The following is an 18345-nucleotide window of genomic DNA, read 5'->3' on the forward strand; positions in this document are numbered from 1 at the left end:
TATTTGCATGCGTTCACGCTCGTTTCCTACCCACTTATGGCGGCATCGCTTGCTGGCAATGCTGTGCATACTGGTGTGCGCAGAAAGCCCCAGCCAGGCCATGGATCTTAGCGTGAACCCCCAGCTCTGCATCACCGACTCCGCCGATAAAAGCTGCGCCATGGTGTTGAAGTTTGAGTGGCAGAGCGCCACCACCGGCGACTACTGTCTGGTGGAAAAAGAGAGCCAGATTGCCCTGCAGTGCTGGCGGGAGAATCGGGCCGGGCAGTGGCAGGAGCAGACCACCGTGCACGATCAGCAAATTTTCTGGATGACCGAATCCGGCGACAAGGTGCCCCTGGCCCAGGCGGCGATTGAAGTGTTATCCACCTATACCGAAGATCGCCGGCGCAACCGTCGGCGCAAGCATGTTTGGAGCCTTTTGTGAGCAGTGCACCGGTGAATATTTTATTGGTCGAGGATGACCGCCGCCTGGCCGAATTAACCCAACGTTACCTGCAGCAGCACCACTACCATGTAACGGTAGAGCACCACGGCGATCGCGCCCTGCACGCCTTCAGCCGCTGCCGGCCCGACCTGATTCTGCTCGACATCATGCTGCCGGGCATGGATGGCCTGGCTCTGTGCAGCCGTTTAAAGCAGCAATATACAACGCCAATCATTCTGTTAACTGCCCGCGACACCCATATGGATGAGGTGGTCGGCCTCGAGACCGGTGCCGACGACTACCTGAGCAAACCGGTCGAACCTATGGTGCTGCTGGCCAGAATTCGCAACCTGCTCAAACGCCAGCAACCCGCGCAACGGGAACCCATCATGCCTGCCGGCCGTGAAATCGAACTGGGCGAACTGCGTATTAATCGCTTCGCCCGCGCCGTTTGGTATCGGGGCCGGCCGGTAACCCTCAGCACCCAGGAGTATGACCTGCTGCTGTTTCTGGTTATCAACGCTGACTGCATTATGAATCGCGACGATTTAATGAAGCAGATTCGCGGCATCGAGTACGATGGCCTGGATCGCACCGTCGACGTCTATATCTCCCGGCTGCGCAAAGCCTTTGATGACGACCCCAGCTCACCCAGCAAAATAAAAACGGTTTGGGGTAAAGGCTACCTGCTTGCCCGTGACGCATGGTAAAGCCCGCAGCCAAACAGCCCGGCAAAATTACGCGCAATAACCGCCTGCTGCTGCGTTATTACGCTGGCATTATTCTGGGTATTGTGTTGCTCGCCTTCAGCCTCGATTTGGCCTTTTTTTATTTCGGTAAAAAGCATTCAGAAGCGGCTGAATTCAGCGCCCTGTTCCAGCTGGCACAAGCACTGGCCGAGCTTACAGAAACTGCACCATCACCTTCAACCCGGGGTGCCAACAGCGCTACCGCCCACTCGCCAGTAGCGCCCTATCAACTGCAACTGCTGCCGCTGGCCGCCATTCAATTGCGTTCAGATTCTCTCGCGCAAAATGGCTATACCCTGGTCAGCGAAGGCGACGGCCAATATTTTTTATACGGCTTTAGTCGCGATCAAAAAAACATTGTCCGGTTTGGCCCGGTAAGCCCGCACGCGGAGCAGATGGATTGGTCGGGCTGGGTTTTTTATGGCGCGCTGGTGATTTTAATGGGCCTCTGGTTGCGGCCATTACTGAAAGATCTCGATCGCATATCGCAGGCGGTGAGCGATTTTCGTGAGAACTATCGCGCGCCCCTGCCGCAATTGAAGCAGAGCTCCAATTTAAAACCCCTGGCCAACAATATTGCCCGCATGGCCGAGCGCATCCGTCAGCTGATCGACACTCAGCGCGATTTAAGTAATGTGCTCTCCCACGAGATGCGCACACCACTGGCGCGCATAAAATTCAGCCTGGCGCTGTTGCGCAGTCAGCCAACCCTGCCCCCGGAACAGTTGTGCGAACTGCAAGGCATTGATAACGATGTTGTCGAGCTCGAGCAGCTCACCCAAGCCATGCTCAATTTTGCCAAGTTGGAGCACCCCGACATGGCCATTGATCGGCAGTGGCTGCCGGCTGGCACCTGGCTGGAAAGCTGTACTGAAAAGCAGCAGCGGCAGCGGCCGGAGATAACATTGCAACTGCGTGTCTCCGAACCCGGCGCCCTTATATTTATCGATCGCTATTGGTTCGAATTGGCGCTCTCCAACTTGATCAACAATGCCCTGCGCTACGCTCGAGAACAGCTGGAACTACAGCTCACCATTGGCGAGCACGGCTGCAGTGTGCAGATAGCCGACGATGGCCCGGGTATTCCCGAAGCGGAGCTCACTATGGTAACCAAGCCCTTCTACCAGGCCGGTAGTTCGGACCGGCAATCGCAAAACAAGGGTTTTGGTTTGGGCTTGGCCCTGGTGCGCCGCATCGCGCAACTGCACGGCGGCGAGCTTAGGGTGGGTTCATCGCGTCTGGGCGGGGCGCTGCTGGAGGTGACGGCCGAGTGGTGACAAACGGGTTGGCGAAGGCCGGGTTGGTGAGAAACTGCTCGTCGGTCAGCGCCGCCAAAAAGGCCAGCAAATCGGCCCGCTCGGCCGGCGTCAGCGCTAACGGCTGAATGAACTGGCTTTTGTAACGATTCTGACGACCATCGCCCGCCCACTCGCCGGTGGCGAGGTCGCGGCCACCGGCGGCATAGATGGCGATCACCTCATCCAGGCTGGCGACGCTGCCATCGTGCATATAGGGGCCAGAGACCGCCACATTGCGCAGCGTCGGCGCTCGAAATGCACCCATATCCTGTTTGCGACCGGTAATTTCGTAGACGCCGGTATCGGTACTCGGGTAGAGGTCGCGATTGCCCACGTTATACAAACCAATATTTTGAAAAAGCGTCACAGGGCCACCGCCATCGTGGGCGGCGGTTGACTGGGTAAAATTAAAGCCGCCATGGCAGTGGTGACACTGCAGCCGCTCGGAGAAAAAGAGGTTCATACCGCGGATCTCCGTCTCGGTTAGTGCCTGGTCATCACCCTCGAAGGCGTAACGGTCAAAGCGGCTGGCGAAGGAGATCAAGCTGCGTACAAAGGCCGCCAACGCCTGGCTGATGCGGTTGAAATCCGGCTCTGGCGAACCAAAGGCCTCGGCAAAACGCTCGGGGTAGACACCCTCCCGGAAACGGGCCAGCACCTCATCCTCGTGGCCGCTAATCCCCAGCTCGACGGGGGTTTCCGCGAACATGGGAATCAACACCTGGCGTTCCAGCTCGCGCAGATAGGGGTGGGCCCAGGTTAGGGTCTGGTTGTAGCCGACATTCACCAGGGCCGAGGCGTTGCGGCGCAACCGCTCACCGGAGCCCCCCACCGAGGTCGGCCTCGCTTCGGCAAAGGCGTGCGCCTGCTGATGACAACTGGCGCAGCTCTGCTGCTGGTTATAGGAGAGCCCCGGGTCATAAAAGAGGTAGCGGCCCAGAGTCACCTTGGCTGTGCTCATGGGGTTATTTTTGGGCACATTGGGGGTTGGAAACTGGCCAGGAATCGCCCATTGATAGGCCTCCGCCGGCTGCCGCTGGCAGCCGACCACCGCACTCATCAGCGTTAGCAACAATAGCCAGTGGCGGCCTACCCGCACCGGACGGGCCACCACTGACCCGCAGCCACTCACTCTAACACCTGGCTGAAGAGCGCATCAGCGGCCAGCGCCTGAAACAGCGGCCGACAGGCACGGGACTCCGGATCGCCCATGCAGTTCTCGCCGCCGGCCAGCACATTGGCATCAAATAGGCGATCGAGATGCAGGTAGATTGGCTTTTGCGGATCGAAATAGTCCAGTTGGATCTCAGTGCGGTTGGGGTAGCGACAAGGGCTGGCGGGGGCGCGCACTGCCGAGGAGGATTGGCAGCCCAGGGAGCCCAGATGCAACGCCCAGTGCTGTTTGGCGGCCAGGTTACTCACATCCAGGCGCAGAAATTTGTAGCCCAGCTGCCAGGTCCAGAACATGTCACTGTCGGCCAGTGGCGCCAGAGCCTGCAGCGGGTTTTGGTGGTTGAGCTGGAACGGCACCCCCAGCGTAAAGTGCAAACTGCCGCCCGCCTCTGGCTTCTGTCCGGTGTCGGCCTGCCAACGCACCGGCAGCGTCCAGTGGTCACTCCCCTGGCAGCGACTACCCACCAGTGCCACCGGCTGTGGCGGCTGGTCGCGGCTGATAAATAACCCCTGGTAGCCCTGGTAACTCACTCCCGACAGGTAAAACAGCAGTGCCGACAACTGCCACGACTGCTCATCCACCACTATGTTCGATTGGCAGGTCAGCGGCTGGTTGTGAAACACCGGCTGAATAACCAACTGCTCGACATCGGGGGCCTTGGCACATCCGGCCAGCAACAACACCACCCACAGCAGGCTTCGCCGAACCATCGTCAGATACTCTCCTCATTCGCTCTGCTATCACTGCTAGCCGCGGCCGCGCAACCTGGGTTGGCTTGACTCATCGGTTAGACCACTGCCTCCCTTGGTGCGGCGAAGGAGCAGGAAAACGCAGCTGGCCGTGCGATATTTTGAACTGGCAGACGAATACGGCGCGTAACTATTGATGGCAGGAACAGGAGGCAAAATTTGGCGCAAACGCCGGTGAGTAGCAGTAGGGGCCACCAGCTACCTGGCAGCCCGCACTGTGCCGTAAGCGGGGCTAGAGCTCGCCCCGAGGTGTGAGAATACGGTTGCTCTCCCAGGTCGAGCGGATCAACCTTGGCGACGTTTGCCGGGGCGCGGACACCTTGGCGGTAACCGGGCTGGTGGGGCACTGACCGCTGGCGCGGTAGCTGAGTGCGGTGGCCAACATGGCTTCGGTGGTGTCACCAATAGCGTGCTGGTAGTCATCATCCAGGTAACAGCCTGGCAGCTCGACCGCCCCTACCGGCGCCTGCCCGGCCGGGCTGAAGCCATCGGCATAGTCGCCAAAGCCGGCGTCGTTAACAGACTGGAACTGCACACTGAAATAGGTGGTGCCGCAGTTATCCTCCGGGTAGAAGCCGTAGGGTTTGCCGCAGGTGGCCGAGCCGATCAGGATCACCTCCACGCCTACGCCACGCAGGCTGTTGATAATCGACTCACTGGCCGAGCAGGTATCGCCCGTGGCGATCACATAGAGCCGCATCAGCCCCAAATTGGGTAACGCCTGCCCGGAGCTGAGAGAGAAGCCCAGACTGGTATCGAAAAAGGGGACTGGGTCGTTGCTCTCGCCGGTCACCGGATTGCGGTTGGGGTACTTGCTGTTGAACTGCAGCTGCTCGAAAACGGCGCTGTTGGTGAGCGATTTATTGGCCACCATGTAGGCCACCTGGCTGGCAATAGCCAAAAAACCACCACCGTTGTAGCGCAGGTCGAGCACCACATCAGTCACCGAGGCCGATGCAAACTGCTCGAAGGCAGCCACCAGTAGCGCCTCAGAGGGGTAGTTGTGGCGGGTAAACAGCAGGTAGCCCACCGGGCCGCTATCGGTATCGATAATCTGCACACTCTGGACGGGTGTCTCCGCCTGGCTGTTGGCCTGCAGGGTGATGGTGTTAACGCTGTTATCCACGGCGCGCAAGACAAAGGTGTGCTCCTCGCCGATATCGCTGGGGTTGAGGCCGGCATTGAGGGTATCGACACCGGCTGTGGTGGTGTCGTTAATGTCGGTGCCGTCGATGGAGACGATGCGATCCCCCCGGGCGACACCGGCCAGCTCCGCCACCGAACCCGGGTTGGTTAATGCCACCACCACCGCGCGCGGTACCGAAGGCGAGAGCACCGCGAAGTCGACGCCATAATTGACCGAGATACCCGCCTGCGACTGCGCCTCCCAATCGGTGGTGGGGATGGAAAAATGGAATTGATCCTTCGCTTTACCCGAGGCCGTAATGGCCGGGGTTTTCAGCTCGGCGAAGTAGTCGTCGGTGGTGTAGCCGGCGGGGTTGAGGTCGGGCACCTCGTCAAACCAGAGGTAGCTGTCGTTGATCCAGGAGCGCAGCCAGAGGTTTTCCGCCTGGGTGGAGCCGGGCTGGTCATCATAAGCCTGCCCGGTGATGGCGCTGACGCCAGCCCTGGGTGCCTGGCAGAGTGACTTGTAGGAGTCTGGCGCCTGATAAACCCCAGCCTGCCACTGCGGTTCATCGCCCCCGGCGCCAGAGCCGCCGCCACAGGCGGCTAATAGGCTGGCACCGGCACTGATCAACAGTTTGTTAAGTCCCTTTAACGTTGCGCCTGGCATTACGCCGCACTCCTTGTCTGAGCTTCAGGTTATTGGACGGGAGCCTTAGAGCTCACTGCCCCGTTTTTGCCGCTGCAAAGCGTTTTCCAGCTCCGCCATGGCCGCCGGCACTTCCACCGCCACCCCCAAATCTTTAAAGGTGGAGCCCAGGGCGTGCAGGGTACGGAACAGGTTGTGTACCCGGCACTGTTCGCCCATCTGGCCAATGCGAACAATTGGCGGGCCAAAGGAGCCGGCGATCTCCACCCGATAGTGTTTGGAGATATGGCCACAGACTGTCGCCGCCGGCATATTCTCCGGCAGGCGAATGCCCACCACCGAGTTAAGCCGGGCCGCCTTGGGCACGTAGAGCTCCAGCCCCAGCCGCTCGATACCGGCCTGCAACGCCTGAGAGCAGACCCGATGGCGTTCGTAGCGCCGGGCGAGGGTTTCGTCGCACACCAGGCGCATAGCCTCGTGCAGCGCCAACAAGCCGGAGACCGGCGCCGTGTAGTGGTAGGAGGCTTTGTGCCAGAAGTTGGCAGCCAGTTTGGCATCAAGCGTCCAGTGGGCAACTGGCTGTGAACGGTTCTCAATGTGGGCCCAGGCCTTCTCGGAGAAGGCCACCAGCGACACGCCGGGTATACAGCTCAACCCCTTCTGGCCACCGGTGATGACCGCATCCACCTGCCACTCATCCATCTTCAGTGGCATGGTACTGAGTGTACAGACGGCATCGACCACCACCAGGCAGTCGTGCTCGGAGGCCACCTTGGCGATCTCTGGCAGGCGGTGGTTAAAGGTGGTGTTGGAGGTCTCGCCCTGCACCATGGTTAGCACCTGCGGGCGAAAGCGTTTGATCACCTCGACAATTTGCTCCGGGTCGGCACTCTGGCCATCGGGTACGGTCCAGCGCTCAACATTGCCTCCTACACGCGAGGCCATCTCAGAGAGGCGATGGGAGAAAAAGCCGTTACAGATGCTGAGCACCCGACAGCCGGGCGTCACCAGATTGATCACCGCCATCTCCATAGCGGCGGATCCGGGGCCGGCCACCCCCATAATCCAAGGTGTTTCGGTCTGGAAGATGTAGCGCCCCATGCGCTTCACCTGGTCCAATACCCGCGCCATGGTCTCACCCAGGTGGTTGATCACAATACCGTTGGCCGCCGCCACCGGCTCCGGAATAGGCACGGGGCCGGCACCCATCATCAGGAGCGGCTCTTCGGGTAGGATATCGTGGAGGGAGTCAATGGCTGGGGGGTTTAAAGGCATGATGGGAACTCGCAGGGGGGCTGGAAAAGCCTGCCATTGTAATGAAATTTCCAGCGAACCAAAGCCCCCTTCATCACAGCCTTACCATAACCTGATCAATAGCCACGCTCTGTGGTTTATTGCCTTAGAAAAGTAGCCGTGGCCGGCGCCAGCCCAAGCCGGGTATCGAGCTCATAGCCCAGCTGGGCCGCTACCAAGCGACTGTAGGCCAGGTGGTGAACGGTGTGGTTGATCAGGTAACAGAGTTCACGGCTTAAGCTGGAGGCCAGGCGCAAATTGACGCTGGCCGCCACTGAAATTTCGGTTTCAATCTCTAGCGGCTCCTCCTGCCAAACACCCTCAGCCAGCCAGGCCTGTAGCTGGGTTAACTGGCTTAATGCCGCGGCCGGCTCCTGCTCGATCACGCTACCGCGGCTGCGGCAATTGTAATCGACGCAACCGCTGGCCAGGCCCGCCCGCAGGGCGCGATAGTGGTCGAGGATATGGCGCACATGGGTGCCAACGCCAGACGAAGCGCCGGCACAAGGGCGAGCGTAGTCGTCCGCAGCCACAGCGACAATCAACGCCCGCAGCTGCTGCAGATTGGCCTGGGTGGCCTCAAGCAGCGCTTTCATGTTGCCATTGGGAGAGAAAATATCGGCACCCCTCTTTGCCCAGGTAGCGCTTTAAATATTTATCGGGGGTTTTGCGCAGGTCGACAATGATCAGCCCATCCAGGGCGTCGTTAAAACCGGTGTTGACCGAGAAGCAGACAAACCGGCCATTGAGAGCCAGGTAGTGGCGTAACAGGGTAGGCACCGAGCGGCCGGCATCGCAGCGCCCCAGCAGTTTATTGATGACCGCAATCGAGGAGAGCGAGGCGAGCATCTCCCGGCTCCAGAATTTACCTTTCACCCGCAGGGGCACCACCGGCCGGATATCCATCAAGTACTCCTGCTCGGCCCGAAAGCTGGTGAGCAGCGAATCTGACAAAAAAGCCCGGGCCAGCTCGGTGTGTTCGCTGGAGATGCTCACACAACCAAACAGGGTGTGGTACTGGGGGTTATTCACCACATAGCAGCCAATCCCTTTCCAGAGCATATCGAGGGCCCGCGGGTGGCGCTGGTAGTCGGGGCTGATAAAGGAGCGTCCCATCTCCAGTGCCGCGCCGATTTTGCCAAGATAGGCCTCGTCAAAACGGTAGTGCTTGCGACTGTAGAGCCCCTTCAAGCCATGCTCGGCCACTATCTCATCGGTACGACCGATACGGTAACCACCAACAATTGCACCGCGCTCTTCGTCCCAGCAGAAGAGGTGCTGATAGTGGGGGTCGAACTCATCGATATCGAGCGCCTTGCCGGTGCCCTCCCCCGCCGCGCGAAAGGTCTGTTCGCGGGCATAGGCGATGGCCGCCATCACCTTGCCCAGGCTGGTAAAGGGTACGCAGTAGACGGCGAAACCCCGGTGCTGCAACAGCCGGTAGCGCTGCAGCTTGGCAATGGCGGCGCGCAATTCCACCGCCGCCACCGGAGCCCCTTCAAAAGATTGCGCCAACACCGGGTGGGGTGTGGAGCAGTCGCTTTGGGCCGACTGACCCAGCAGATCGCAGGCCATGCGCAGATAGTGGGTTGCCGCCTGGTCATCGGCCAACGCTACCAGCTCCTCGGCTTCAATTGGCTGGCCAATCAATAGTTGGAAACGCTTGCCGCGCTTGTTGGTAAGCTCGCGCGGTAGCAGCAAGGTGCGCAGCAAAGGGTGCACCAGACCTGCCAGGTAGAAGAGCCGACTGTTGCGCCCCTCCACATAAAAAGGAACACAACAGGCTCTGTATTTCTGCGCCAGTCGGCCGACCAGTTTGTCCCAGGGACGATCTTCAATCCGCCAGCTTTTCGTATTGATGGCCGAGACCATACCGGCCGGGTAGATGAGTAGCGCCCCACCCTGCCCCAGATGTTTGCACGCCGCCCGTATTCCCTTGGCATTCGCCGCCGTCGCATTGTTGGAGAGCACATCCACGCCGATAAAAATCTCGCTCAACTCGGGAATTTTGGTCAGCAGCTCATTGGTCAATACCAGCGTATCGGGCCGTACGGCGAGCAGCTGCTCGGTCATGGCGACCCCTTCCAGGCCACCCAGGGGATGGTTGGCCACAAAAATCAGCGGCCCGCTGCTCGGAATGGCAGTTAGCGCGCCGGGGTTTTTTGGCGCCATGCTCATACCCAGTACCGACATGGTGTAGCGCAAAAAGGGGAGAAAGTTTTCCGGACCTTTTACCTCTTCCGGCCGATTGGCGTAGCGCCTCGCCAGTGGCGACAAGCCGAGCAGAGCCTCCACGGCTCTGGCCAGCAGCCGGCTTTTTAAAGGCAGCAGAAACGGATTGTAGTCGTCGTTGGTAACCATGGTGCAGGGCTCTTGGGTTAGCGGCCTATTCATTTTTGCCACCGCTGGGTTAATCGGTTTCCGGGTAAAACTGCTGCAATCGCCGCTCTGCCCGCCAGTGTTGCAGGAGCAGTTTCAGACCTGGAGGAGAGAATCCGCGGCGCCGATTTTTGGCACCCAAACGGAATAGCGTGCGGTATTGGAACAGCAGCGCGCGCATGGCTTCGGAGAGTGGTGTATCACTGTCCCAGATATGCAGCGACTCAGAGCTGGCGGTATTGATCTCGATAATTTCAATACCCTCACCCGCCTGCAGGCTTTCAATGTCGGGGAATTTTATATCCAGCCGGCCGTAGTGAAATTCCGGCAGATCCAGCAGGATGGCATTCAATGCGTGCGTTAATGCCGGCGTAATGTAGTGGTTGGCATCTTTGAAGATCGCCCCCTTGCTGTGGGTGGCGGCAAACACCAAACGGAATGGCTCGCCTTCGGCAATCACCTCGTGCCAGCGCTGCTGGTGGCGCGCCTGATAGAGGTGCTGTAACTGCCCGGCTCGAGCATCATTAGCAATCAACTCAGCCAAGGTACTGCGCCCATCGCCGACAACATACGGCATGTATTTCAACGCCAGCGAAATGATAACCCCCTGTGGGGCCTCTGGTTCACGCACATAAAAGACGCCGGCTTCGGGTTCGCAGCTGGCCAGCTGCTGAATGATAATGCTGGCCCCGGCCGGATAAGCGGCCAGATAACACTGCAACTGCCGGGTATTGCCAATGAGCTTAACGCCGGCGCCACGGCAGCCCACATCCGGCTTACAAACCACCGGGTAGCTTAATGCCCGGCAGGCCATTTGCGCCTCCACAGACTGCACTTGTACCAACCAGCTCTGCTCATTAATTTGATGGGTAAACCAGGTGAGTATCGACTCGGCACAGCGGCCTTGAGCCTGGGCATAGAGTTCGCTTTTGGGCACGCCCACCATGCCCGACAAACGCAGCTTGGGATTAGCTATTAGCGGTAGCGTTAACGATCGATAACAGACTGCAAAAAATAACCACTGCACCGCCACCGGAATGTACATCAGCCAGGTGGGCCAAAATTCAAACAGGGAAAGGCGACGCTTGCTGTATCGTAGTGGCGGCATACCAGGAGAGACATGGCCGCCACCCTCGATGGACTCTTTGGCGGGCGAGTCGGTCTCTTTTAATGGCAAAACGGAATGGGCTATGGATTCAGGCATGGGGCATCACAATTATTATTCTCTGTACCAGACAGACATTTGGCCCTCGTCTTACAACCCATGGAGGACTGACAGCCGCGCTGCCGAATATTTAGCCACAGGCCGGCCGGGAAAATATAGGGCCCATAGATTTAAACAAATCACATTTTTGTCATTTATCCTTCAGCCTGCTCCCCGCAGATAAGCCAGTTTCGGCAACCGCTGCTAGCCTAGGCGCGATTCTTTACGGAAATATGACAAACACTCGGATACAGACGCCAACCATCGGTTACCAACAAGAATGGTTTAACCGCAACCACCAACCCCTTTACAATGGCCCACCAACACGACTTCAAGCCTGAATGGTGCCGATGCTTGGCAAGGACCGATATGGCGGGTCAATTTTTATAGAAAAGGGGTGAACAAAATGTATGTGGCTATGAATCGCTTCAAAATTGCCTTGGGCAAGGAACAGGAATTTATCGATATCTGGAAGAACCGCGATACCTATCTGGCTGAGGTACCCGGCTTTAAACAGTTCCATCTGTTGCAGGGTGCGACTAACGAGGAGTACACGCTGTTTGCCTCGCACTCCATTTGGGAATCGGCAGAAGCGTTCAGCAACTGGACCAAATCTGAAGCCTTCCGCCAGGCCCACGCCAACGCCGGCGGCAGCAAGGGTATCTATTTAGGCCCACCGCAATTTGAGGGATTTGAGCAGGTGGTATAGCACGAGGCAGTTGGGTGAGTTCAGCACCAGAGCCTGCTCACCCAGCAGCGGTGCCTGCTAGCCCGCTGTTTTCATGTGAGGTTGTGCGCCACTGGGCGCCCCAGCGGCCGATGTCACGTCGGCCGTATTTTTAAGATAGGCCGACGCTAAGGCCATGAGGATGAAGATGTACTCCTGCAGGTATCCCATCAGGCTGGTGGTATAGATAACCACGGCTATACCCACAAGCAGGGAAACCAGCAAAGCACCCGCTTGATATCGGTCATCACCGAGCGACTGCAAAAGAGAGGCGCGCTTGGCGACACTCGCAATTGTAACAATCCAGATAGTCACATAGAGCCCCAAGCCAATCAGCCCATACTGCAACAGCACCTTCAAGTAGTGATTCACTATGTCGACAATACCCTGCCCCTGAGTCATATTGGCGATTAGTACGGGGTTTTCACGAAAATGCACATCACCAAATATTGGTGCGCTGTGGAATGCATCCATGGAATAGGTGATCAAATCGGCCCGGTATTGGAACGTGCCGGAAGTGTCTATTTTGTAGAAGGTATCCAAGTTGGTCAGAACGACAATAACACCCAACACCGTTAATACCTTAAACGTGGTCTTCCAACCTTTATTTGCTTTTAAAAAGTAGAGGCTGGCGTACATAGAAACGATAAACACCAACAGAGCACCACGCGAATCGGTGAAGAGCGTGGCAGCTAACGCCGCCCCGGCAAAGCCAAATCGAGTCCAATGTTTTCTAAAGCCTATCTGGTGCATATAGACGGCAATCACTGCAATAGAGGACATGAACATGCCAAATGGTATCGGCCCCAACCAGGAGCTGGAAATCCTTAGTCCCAGACCACGGAAATAGTAGGCCATCTGGTTTCGAGGTATAGTTACCGCATCAATATGCTGAATAATAGTAACGTAGGTTTTCCAGACCACGCCCCACTCAACAATCGCCTCAAAAGCCAACGCTGTACCGACCAGAAAGAAGCCCTGTAGAAATTTCTTCAAATCACCTCGGTTATTGGCAATGGGCCAGTACAGCAACCATTGCGTCAGAAAATAGATCACAACCCCACGCATCGTCTGGGTAATAGAGGTGTCGTTACGAAAATCCATCACCATGCAGTAAAAAACAAAGACAAAAACAAGCTTATCGAGCAGCGATTTGGTTACGCCTTCCCGCCAAAGTTGAATGTAGATTGGCAGTAACAACACCAGTGATGTTGCAACCTGGAACTCCATCGTAACTATGTAATTAATTCCCGGAAACGGTATTTGAAAGGGGAGTTTTGGAAGCGTGCAGAGCAGTGCAATAAAGTAGAATATTCTTGAATCCCGATCTTTGGGAATCAAGTTCATGCCGACAAAAATAATAGCCAGGTAAATAAGCCACATACTGCCGGTAAGTGTGGCAACAGCAACAATTATCAGCCAGCATTTAAGCCATACACTCACCTCCTCCATCTTGTAAAACAGATGTAGAAGATACGCCACCATGATCACCGGCACGGTGGCGTAAACTAAAGTCATGATGACAATCATAAGGGATAGGGCGACCGAGGTGGATGTCAGGAAATCTTAAAGACAATTGCACTCATTGGCAAAACACAAATTGATCACGGTTGTCGAATGCGCCCAACGTCGAAGGCTCGACGCATTCACTATTGCCTGAACAATTTATACGGTCGCCAGGTGATCACCCAAACGCAAAGCCAACTGAATAGCAGGCATTGTGGGATTATTGGCTCCACCACGAGGAAAAACGCTGCATCCTGCCACATAAAGGTTATTAGTACCAAACACCTGGCAATCCGTATTAACCACACCATTGCTCGGGTCGGCGGCCATGCGAGTGGTGCCTAAATGGTGAGCGTGACCACCAAACCGGATATCGACATTCTCATCCAAAATATAGTCTGGCAGATTGAAACGACCGAGGCCCGCTTCAGTGGCCTGCACAGCGAATTTCTGGGCAATGGTGCGAATAGTGCGTTTGTCTGTTTCGTACAGATCCCAAGCCATCTCCACTCTGCGCAGGCCCAGCTGATCACGCTCTTCGGATAGCGTCAGACCGTTACGCTTATCGGGGAACTGCTCGGTCAACGTGGTAATCACACCCTCTGTTGGGCAGGTAAAATCAAAGAAGTTCGCCAGCGTATCCTGTTTGCCCCAGGCGCAGGCCTTATCGACCAGATAGCGCTTGAATGCCCGTGCGCGGCCAGAGACTCTACTAGTACCGCTATAGGTAAGTGCTAAATTAGAGCTACCAATTTTATTACTGCGACAGAAATCAAAATCGGTGTAGTAGGCCATTCGGTCGACGTCTTCCCAAGCGGAAGTGTTGGGAATAAAGGTGGCCATATTGACATTAATATGTTCCATAAAACAGCGCCCCAGATAACCACCAGCACTGCCTATGCCACCTTCCACCTGGCTGTCAAAATTGAGTAGCAGGCGCGCATTTTCGATGGCTCCAAGTGCAACCACGAAGTTCTTTGCTTCGAAATTGAAACTCTGCTGATCATAGTTTTTGACAACGTAATGGCTGACCTCGGCCAGACCATCATTTAACTGGGCGTCGACCAGGTTGGCATTAATGAACAAATCGATATTTTCTGATGCGGCCAGTTGCTCTGAATAGCGACTATTAAAACGCGTCGGAGGACTGTGCAGAAATTTATCAGGAAAGAACTCCCCAGCCACAGCAACCGTACCCGGACGAGGCGCAAACGGTTGATCTCGCCCCAGCTCTACCATCTCACGCGCATCTGGCAGATAACGCATAAACTCCTCATAGGAGATTGGCCAGCCGGTTTCTGTATAAAACTCTGATTTTTGCTCAAAGTCGTAGGGGTCATTGGGCCGGCAACGGCCGGCCCAATGGTTGGAGGTGCCACCCAAATAGCGCAGACGGGCAAAACAGAGTGTCCCGGCACGTTCATCTGGATTAGCGGGAGTATAGATGTCTTGGGATTCTGAGGAGAACTCTTTGGCACCACCTTCCAGCAACGCAACCCGCTTGCCGTACTTCGCGAGGCGCATCGCCAGGCTGATACCAACCGGACCAGCGCCAGCAATCACAGCATCATAGGCCGTTATATCCAATTGCTCGGGCAGGCCCTGGTTCAGATCAATTAACATCGGGCAACTCCTCCAAGGCACGCAGCTCGGCTTTGGATACAACCCAACCCTCCACTGCCAGATATTCGTCTGTGGTGGTAAGAGCCTGTACTCGATAACGACCTCCCGCACCAGAACCACTCGCAGCAAGGGTTGCTGCAGGCACGGATACAACAGGCAATAATCCAAACAGTTTGAGCAGACGGCGCTTAGTCCTTTGCATAACTACCCCTCTTTGCTTGTTAATAGTTTTATTCCTTAAAACACACCGGCTTAGTCCGCCGCCCCAAGCTATGTTCCAGAGCCAGGGCCGCACTACAGACTAAGCACTGAATTTCGACATCAGCTCCAACGGATTAACCCCCATGAAACTCCAGCCAAGATAGGCAATGGCCAACACAAACAATATAAATGGCACATCATCGAAGTGCCATTTGAAACCATATTTTTTCATCATAATATGGAGCACCACCAAATTGAGTAATGGCGCCAGAACAATCGCCAAAATCAGCCCTTCTATTCCCAGGTAGTCCACCAGTAAAATCATCGAGCCCATATAGATCACAGCTTTGATTATCTGATAGACCATGGAGTCGAAGGAGTTGGCATTCGCCAAAAAAAGTGGCCGAAGCGTTGTATCCAGCAACCTGAAAATTGCCGATAAGGTAAGAATTTGCAGCATCCAGCCCGCGTCATGGTAGTTATCTTTGTAGAGAAACTCCACCAACCACTGACCACCCAGCATTAATGGCAGGCACCCTAGAGTACCGAGCAACATACCCTTGTTGCGAAAACCTCGAATCCGGTGAATAGCCTCTGGCCCGCGCTCAACAATTTTACGGTAGTGGGGAAACAGATACTTACTGGCCACCTTCTCTCCGGTGTCGTTGATCAGCATCGAAAAATTAATGGCGATACTGTAAATACCCAATAGCTCAAGGCTAAAGTACTTACCCATGACCAACCGATCCCCTTGCAGGATCAGAAACATACTCCCAGAGGAGAGTAGAATCCAACGCCCATAGCGGAAGATCTCGTGGAAATATTGTTTATTCCAGTGCAGTCGATTACAAGCTCCCGGGATGAGTGTTGAGTTCATCAACAGGGCAATCATCACGGTGATCAGACTACCAAAGACCAGGGCCCAGACGCTGCGAAAATACCACGACAGCCCAATCAGGAAAAACATACCCAATACTTGCGAGCCGATTTCAATCATCGACAAGCGTCTAAGATTCAGCTCCTTCATCTGCCAGAACATTTTGGTCGGCATTAAGCCGTGCAACAGTGCCACCGACCCCGCCACGGCCAACAGCGCGGGCAACTGCTCAATGTCGTAAAATTTGCTCAGCGGAAACGCAAATATCAACACAATGAAATAAAGGAGTCCGCCCCGAATTATCTGTAACGTCCAGGCAGTGTTGTAGAACTCCGCCTTATGGGAATTGGAATTGTTGATAATTGAGCCACGGATCCCCACATCCGAGAACATCGCCAAGCCCATAATAAATGAGTTCACCAATGCCATCAGACCAAACATCTCTGGCACCAACAAGCGGGTAAGCACCAAATTTCCCAGCAAACGAATAAACTGCCCGCCACCAATACTCAGTAGCAGCCAGACTAAATTCGACTTCAACAAACGAGACAACATATTGGATTTTCTTAGAGTGATCTTACTTACCCACAGCGACCGAAAGGTCGCTTGGCGCCGTCCAACTGGCAGTGGAACATCCGGTCAATGCTGTGAACTCAGAGTTTGCTGCTGCGTAGTAGTTACTTAGAAATTCAATCTCTGCTGCAGTTGGAGGTTTAATCTCCTCCAGGAAATCCTTTGCAATTCTCTTCCCAAAGGGAGAAGCCTGGGCAGTTTTGGATGCAAAGTTCGAGAGCCCTTTACGCATGTCCGGGGACATCAAGTCGAACACCTGTTTTACCACAGGCAATCTTCTAAAGGACTTAATCGAATTATTGATGCGTCGTCGAACGAGAACCTCTCCGGCTTGGTTACTGGTCTTACTTTCTATTGCCCCTGAACCCTCCAAGGGGACGCCCAGGAAATTAAACACCTCAGTCAGCACCGCCTGTGGATTGGCCACCATCTGCTGAAAGTCAAAAATGTAAAAGCGATCAAGAGGAAAGAACTCAAGGAAACGCTGAAGCTGATCAGCATATCTACCAGCCATCATCATCTCTTCGTCGCGCTCAATGGCCTGACTAAATGTCATAAACTCACCGCCATGCATGGCAACTTCCTCCATGCGATGGCGGTAGTGCGAATAGGCTCGTTTAACGGGATCACGCACAACATAGATAAACTTAGCATTCGGGTTACGCGCATGTATTCTGGCCGGCACATCAGGGTAGGTGGGCCACCGCGAATAGCAAGTCGACCCATCACCCCAACACTGCTCTTGACCTGCATTCGCGAAGAGCGATAGATACCACTCATCACCGCGGGCATAGACATCCGGCTGGCTAAAATACCCCGGCTCCTTTGGACGCACCATGAAAACATGGGAATTCGAGGCCAAATGATCATGCAAGGTGGTTGTCCCTGCCTTCATGGCACCCACTACAAAGAAATCAGGCCAACGTTTTTCCATTTAAAAAACTTTTCCTATTTTGTTTTTCACCTTATCAGCAAAGGTTCGTTTACCCAATTCATCACGCCGGCCATCCTCATCCAGGAAGACAGTACTGTGTTTTTTCAGTGACTGTTCACCGGGATCCTTCGAAGTGTAGTAATAGAGGGCCAAAGAACGGCGGCTGCGATCCTCAGGGCAATTAAGTGGCTCAGGATGACCGTGAAAACTGGTATTTGTAGTACTGAAAATAGCCATACGATTAAAGATGGGCAGCACCTTTTTCTCGCAACCACTCTTAGCTTCGCGCCACAACTGAAAGTGGCCACCGTACTCTTCTTTCCAGTTTTTATTTAAGTAAATAATGACATTGATTCGGCGGTAAGCATCCAGTTCACGATGGAGATTGAAATCTACGTGAACACCCAATTTCCCCCCGCGGGGAATTTTATGAATGCCCCCCCCCTTCATATATGGGTCCGGAATTAATCCTTTTATCCCAGTTAGTTCAGAGAGAAACCGCAGAAATGGTTCTGAATTCAAATTATGAAAAAAAGCACGAGTAATTGGCGGCAGATCCTGATCGCGGTTAAATTGAAACTTCTTTTCATATTCCGTTTCAAAACTAGTCCAATTATTTTCTACTGACTCTATCTCTTCAAGAATGGCATCCAGTATTTTCTCATCAAATATGCCATCGTAAACACCATGTCGGCATGGTTGCGCATTCTGATAGTTCTCTGCTTCATCTCGAGCTAATGCTGTCAGAGTATCGTACGGCAGCATGTTATTGTAACGATCCATAGTTAACATAATTTCACCTCTACGGTTGGAGTGCCGTATGCGATTCCTTTTACGGCTACCCGAGTCCAAATTTT

The 18345-nt window shown here is 55.1% G+C and carries 17 protein-coding genes; 4 read left to right on the forward strand and 13 right to left on the reverse strand.

What is annotated here, in order from left to right:
* Nucleotides 1-112 precede the first annotated feature (112 nt).
* From SBL51_RS12675 to SBL51_RS12685, 3 genes are read left to right on the forward strand one after another with little or no spacing between them, the layout of a single operon-like run.
* Nucleotides 113-427 (forward strand): DUF3019 domain-containing protein, encoded by a 315-nt coding sequence (locus SBL51_RS12675; protein ID WP_317931334.1) that lies wholly within the window; start codon nucleotides 113-115, stop codon nucleotides 425-427.
* Nucleotides 424-1137 (forward strand): response regulator, encoded by a 714-nt coding sequence (locus SBL51_RS12680; RefSeq protein ID WP_317931335.1) that lies wholly within the window; start codon nucleotides 424-426, stop codon nucleotides 1135-1137. Before SBL51_RS12675 ends, SBL51_RS12680 begins: the two co-directional genes overlap by 4 nt.
* Complete coding sequence (locus tag SBL51_RS12685) at nucleotides 1131-2453, forward strand: sensor histidine kinase (RefSeq protein WP_317931336.1); 1323 nt, start codon at nucleotides 1131-1133, stop codon at nucleotides 2451-2453. The genes SBL51_RS12680 and SBL51_RS12685 overlap by 7 nt, the downstream gene beginning before the upstream one ends.
* Here the strand turns inward: SBL51_RS12685 and SBL51_RS12690 are convergent.
* The 7 genes from SBL51_RS12690 to SBL51_RS12720 all read right to left on the reverse strand — a co-directional run bounded on the left by SBL51_RS12690 (nucleotide 2395) and on the right by SBL51_RS12720 (nucleotide 11047).
* Nucleotides 2395-3606, reverse strand: coding sequence for a methanobactin export MATE transporter MbnM (locus tag SBL51_RS12690; protein WP_317931337.1), 1212 nt, complete (start codon nucleotides 3604-3606; stop codon nucleotides 2395-2397). The genes SBL51_RS12685 and SBL51_RS12690 overlap by 59 nt on opposite strands.
* Complete coding sequence (locus tag SBL51_RS12695) at nucleotides 3603-4358, reverse strand: MbnP family copper-binding protein (RefSeq protein ID WP_317931338.1); 756 nt, start codon at nucleotides 4356-4358, stop codon at nucleotides 3603-3605. Before SBL51_RS12695 ends, SBL51_RS12690 begins: the two co-directional genes overlap by 4 nt.
* A 271-nt stretch (nucleotides 4359-4629) precedes the next feature.
* The gene (locus SBL51_RS12700; protein ID WP_317931339.1) at nucleotides 4630-6192 is read right to left on the reverse strand and encodes a S41 family peptidase; all 1563 of its coding nucleotides are present in this window, start codon (nucleotides 6190-6192) and stop codon (nucleotides 4630-4632) included.
* Nucleotides 6193-6237: 45 nt separating this feature from the next.
* Complete coding sequence (locus tag SBL51_RS12705) at nucleotides 6238-7446, reverse strand: alanine--glyoxylate aminotransferase family protein (protein WP_317931340.1); 1209 nt, start codon at nucleotides 7444-7446, stop codon at nucleotides 6238-6240.
* 116 nt (nucleotides 7447-7562) lie between these two features.
* Nucleotides 7563-8060 carry a DinB family protein gene (locus tag SBL51_RS12710; protein WP_317931341.1) on the reverse strand — a complete coding sequence of 166 codons (498 nt, stop codon included), beginning with the start codon at nucleotides 8058-8060 and terminating at the stop codon, nucleotides 7563-7565.
* Entirely contained in the window at nucleotides 8044-9858 is a 1815-nt protein-coding gene (locus SBL51_RS12715) for a lysophospholipid acyltransferase family protein (protein WP_317931342.1), read from the reverse strand. The genes SBL51_RS12710 and SBL51_RS12715 overlap by 17 nt, the downstream gene beginning before the upstream one ends.
* 16 nt (nucleotides 9859-9874) lie before the next feature.
* Entirely contained in the window at nucleotides 9875-11047 is a 1173-nt protein-coding gene (locus SBL51_RS12720; protein ID WP_317931343.1) for a D-alanine--D-alanine ligase, read from the reverse strand.
* Between the two features lie 418 nt (nucleotides 11048-11465).
* Here SBL51_RS12720 and SBL51_RS12725 point away from each other — a divergent pair, with 418 nt between their 5' ends.
* On the forward strand, nucleotides 11466-11756 hold the full coding sequence (locus SBL51_RS12725; protein ID WP_317931344.1) for an antibiotic biosynthesis monooxygenase: 291 nt from the start codon (nucleotides 11466-11468) through the stop codon (nucleotides 11754-11756).
* A gap of 57 nt (nucleotides 11757-11813) precedes the next feature.
* Here SBL51_RS12725 and SBL51_RS12730 read toward each other — a convergent pair whose 3' ends face one another.
* The 6 genes from SBL51_RS12730 to SBL51_RS12755 form a co-directional block, all read right to left on the reverse strand.
* Nucleotides 11814-13292, reverse strand: coding sequence for an O-antigen ligase family protein (locus SBL51_RS12730; RefSeq protein WP_317931345.1), 1479 nt, complete (start codon nucleotides 13290-13292; stop codon nucleotides 11814-11816).
* A 147-nt stretch (nucleotides 13293-13439) separates the two neighbouring features.
* A complete protein-coding gene (locus SBL51_RS12735; protein WP_317931346.1) occupies nucleotides 13440-14903 on the reverse strand; it encodes a GMC family oxidoreductase in 1464 nt (487 codons plus the stop codon).
* On the reverse strand, nucleotides 14893-15105 hold the full coding sequence (locus SBL51_RS12740) for a hypothetical protein (RefSeq protein WP_317931347.1): 213 nt from the start codon (nucleotides 15103-15105) through the stop codon (nucleotides 14893-14895). The genes SBL51_RS12735 and SBL51_RS12740 overlap by 11 nt, the downstream gene beginning before the upstream one ends.
* A gap of 99 nt (nucleotides 15106-15204) precedes the next feature.
* Nucleotides 15205-16536, reverse strand: coding sequence for an oligosaccharide flippase family protein (locus SBL51_RS12745; protein WP_317931348.1), 1332 nt, complete (start codon nucleotides 16534-16536; stop codon nucleotides 15205-15207).
* Between the two features lie 22 nt (nucleotides 16537-16558).
* Entirely contained in the window at nucleotides 16559-17488 is a 930-nt protein-coding gene (locus SBL51_RS12750; RefSeq protein WP_317931349.1) for a sulfotransferase, read from the reverse strand.
* A complete protein-coding gene (locus SBL51_RS12755; protein ID WP_317931350.1) occupies nucleotides 17489-18280 on the reverse strand; it encodes a 2OG-Fe(II) oxygenase in 792 nt (263 codons plus the stop codon).
* Nucleotides 18281-18345 lie beyond the last annotated feature (65 nt).

It is taken from the genome of Halioxenophilus sp. WMMB6 (assembly GCF_033283405.1).
Classification (GTDB): domain Bacteria; phylum Pseudomonadota; class Gammaproteobacteria; order Pseudomonadales; family Cellvibrionaceae; genus Halioxenophilus.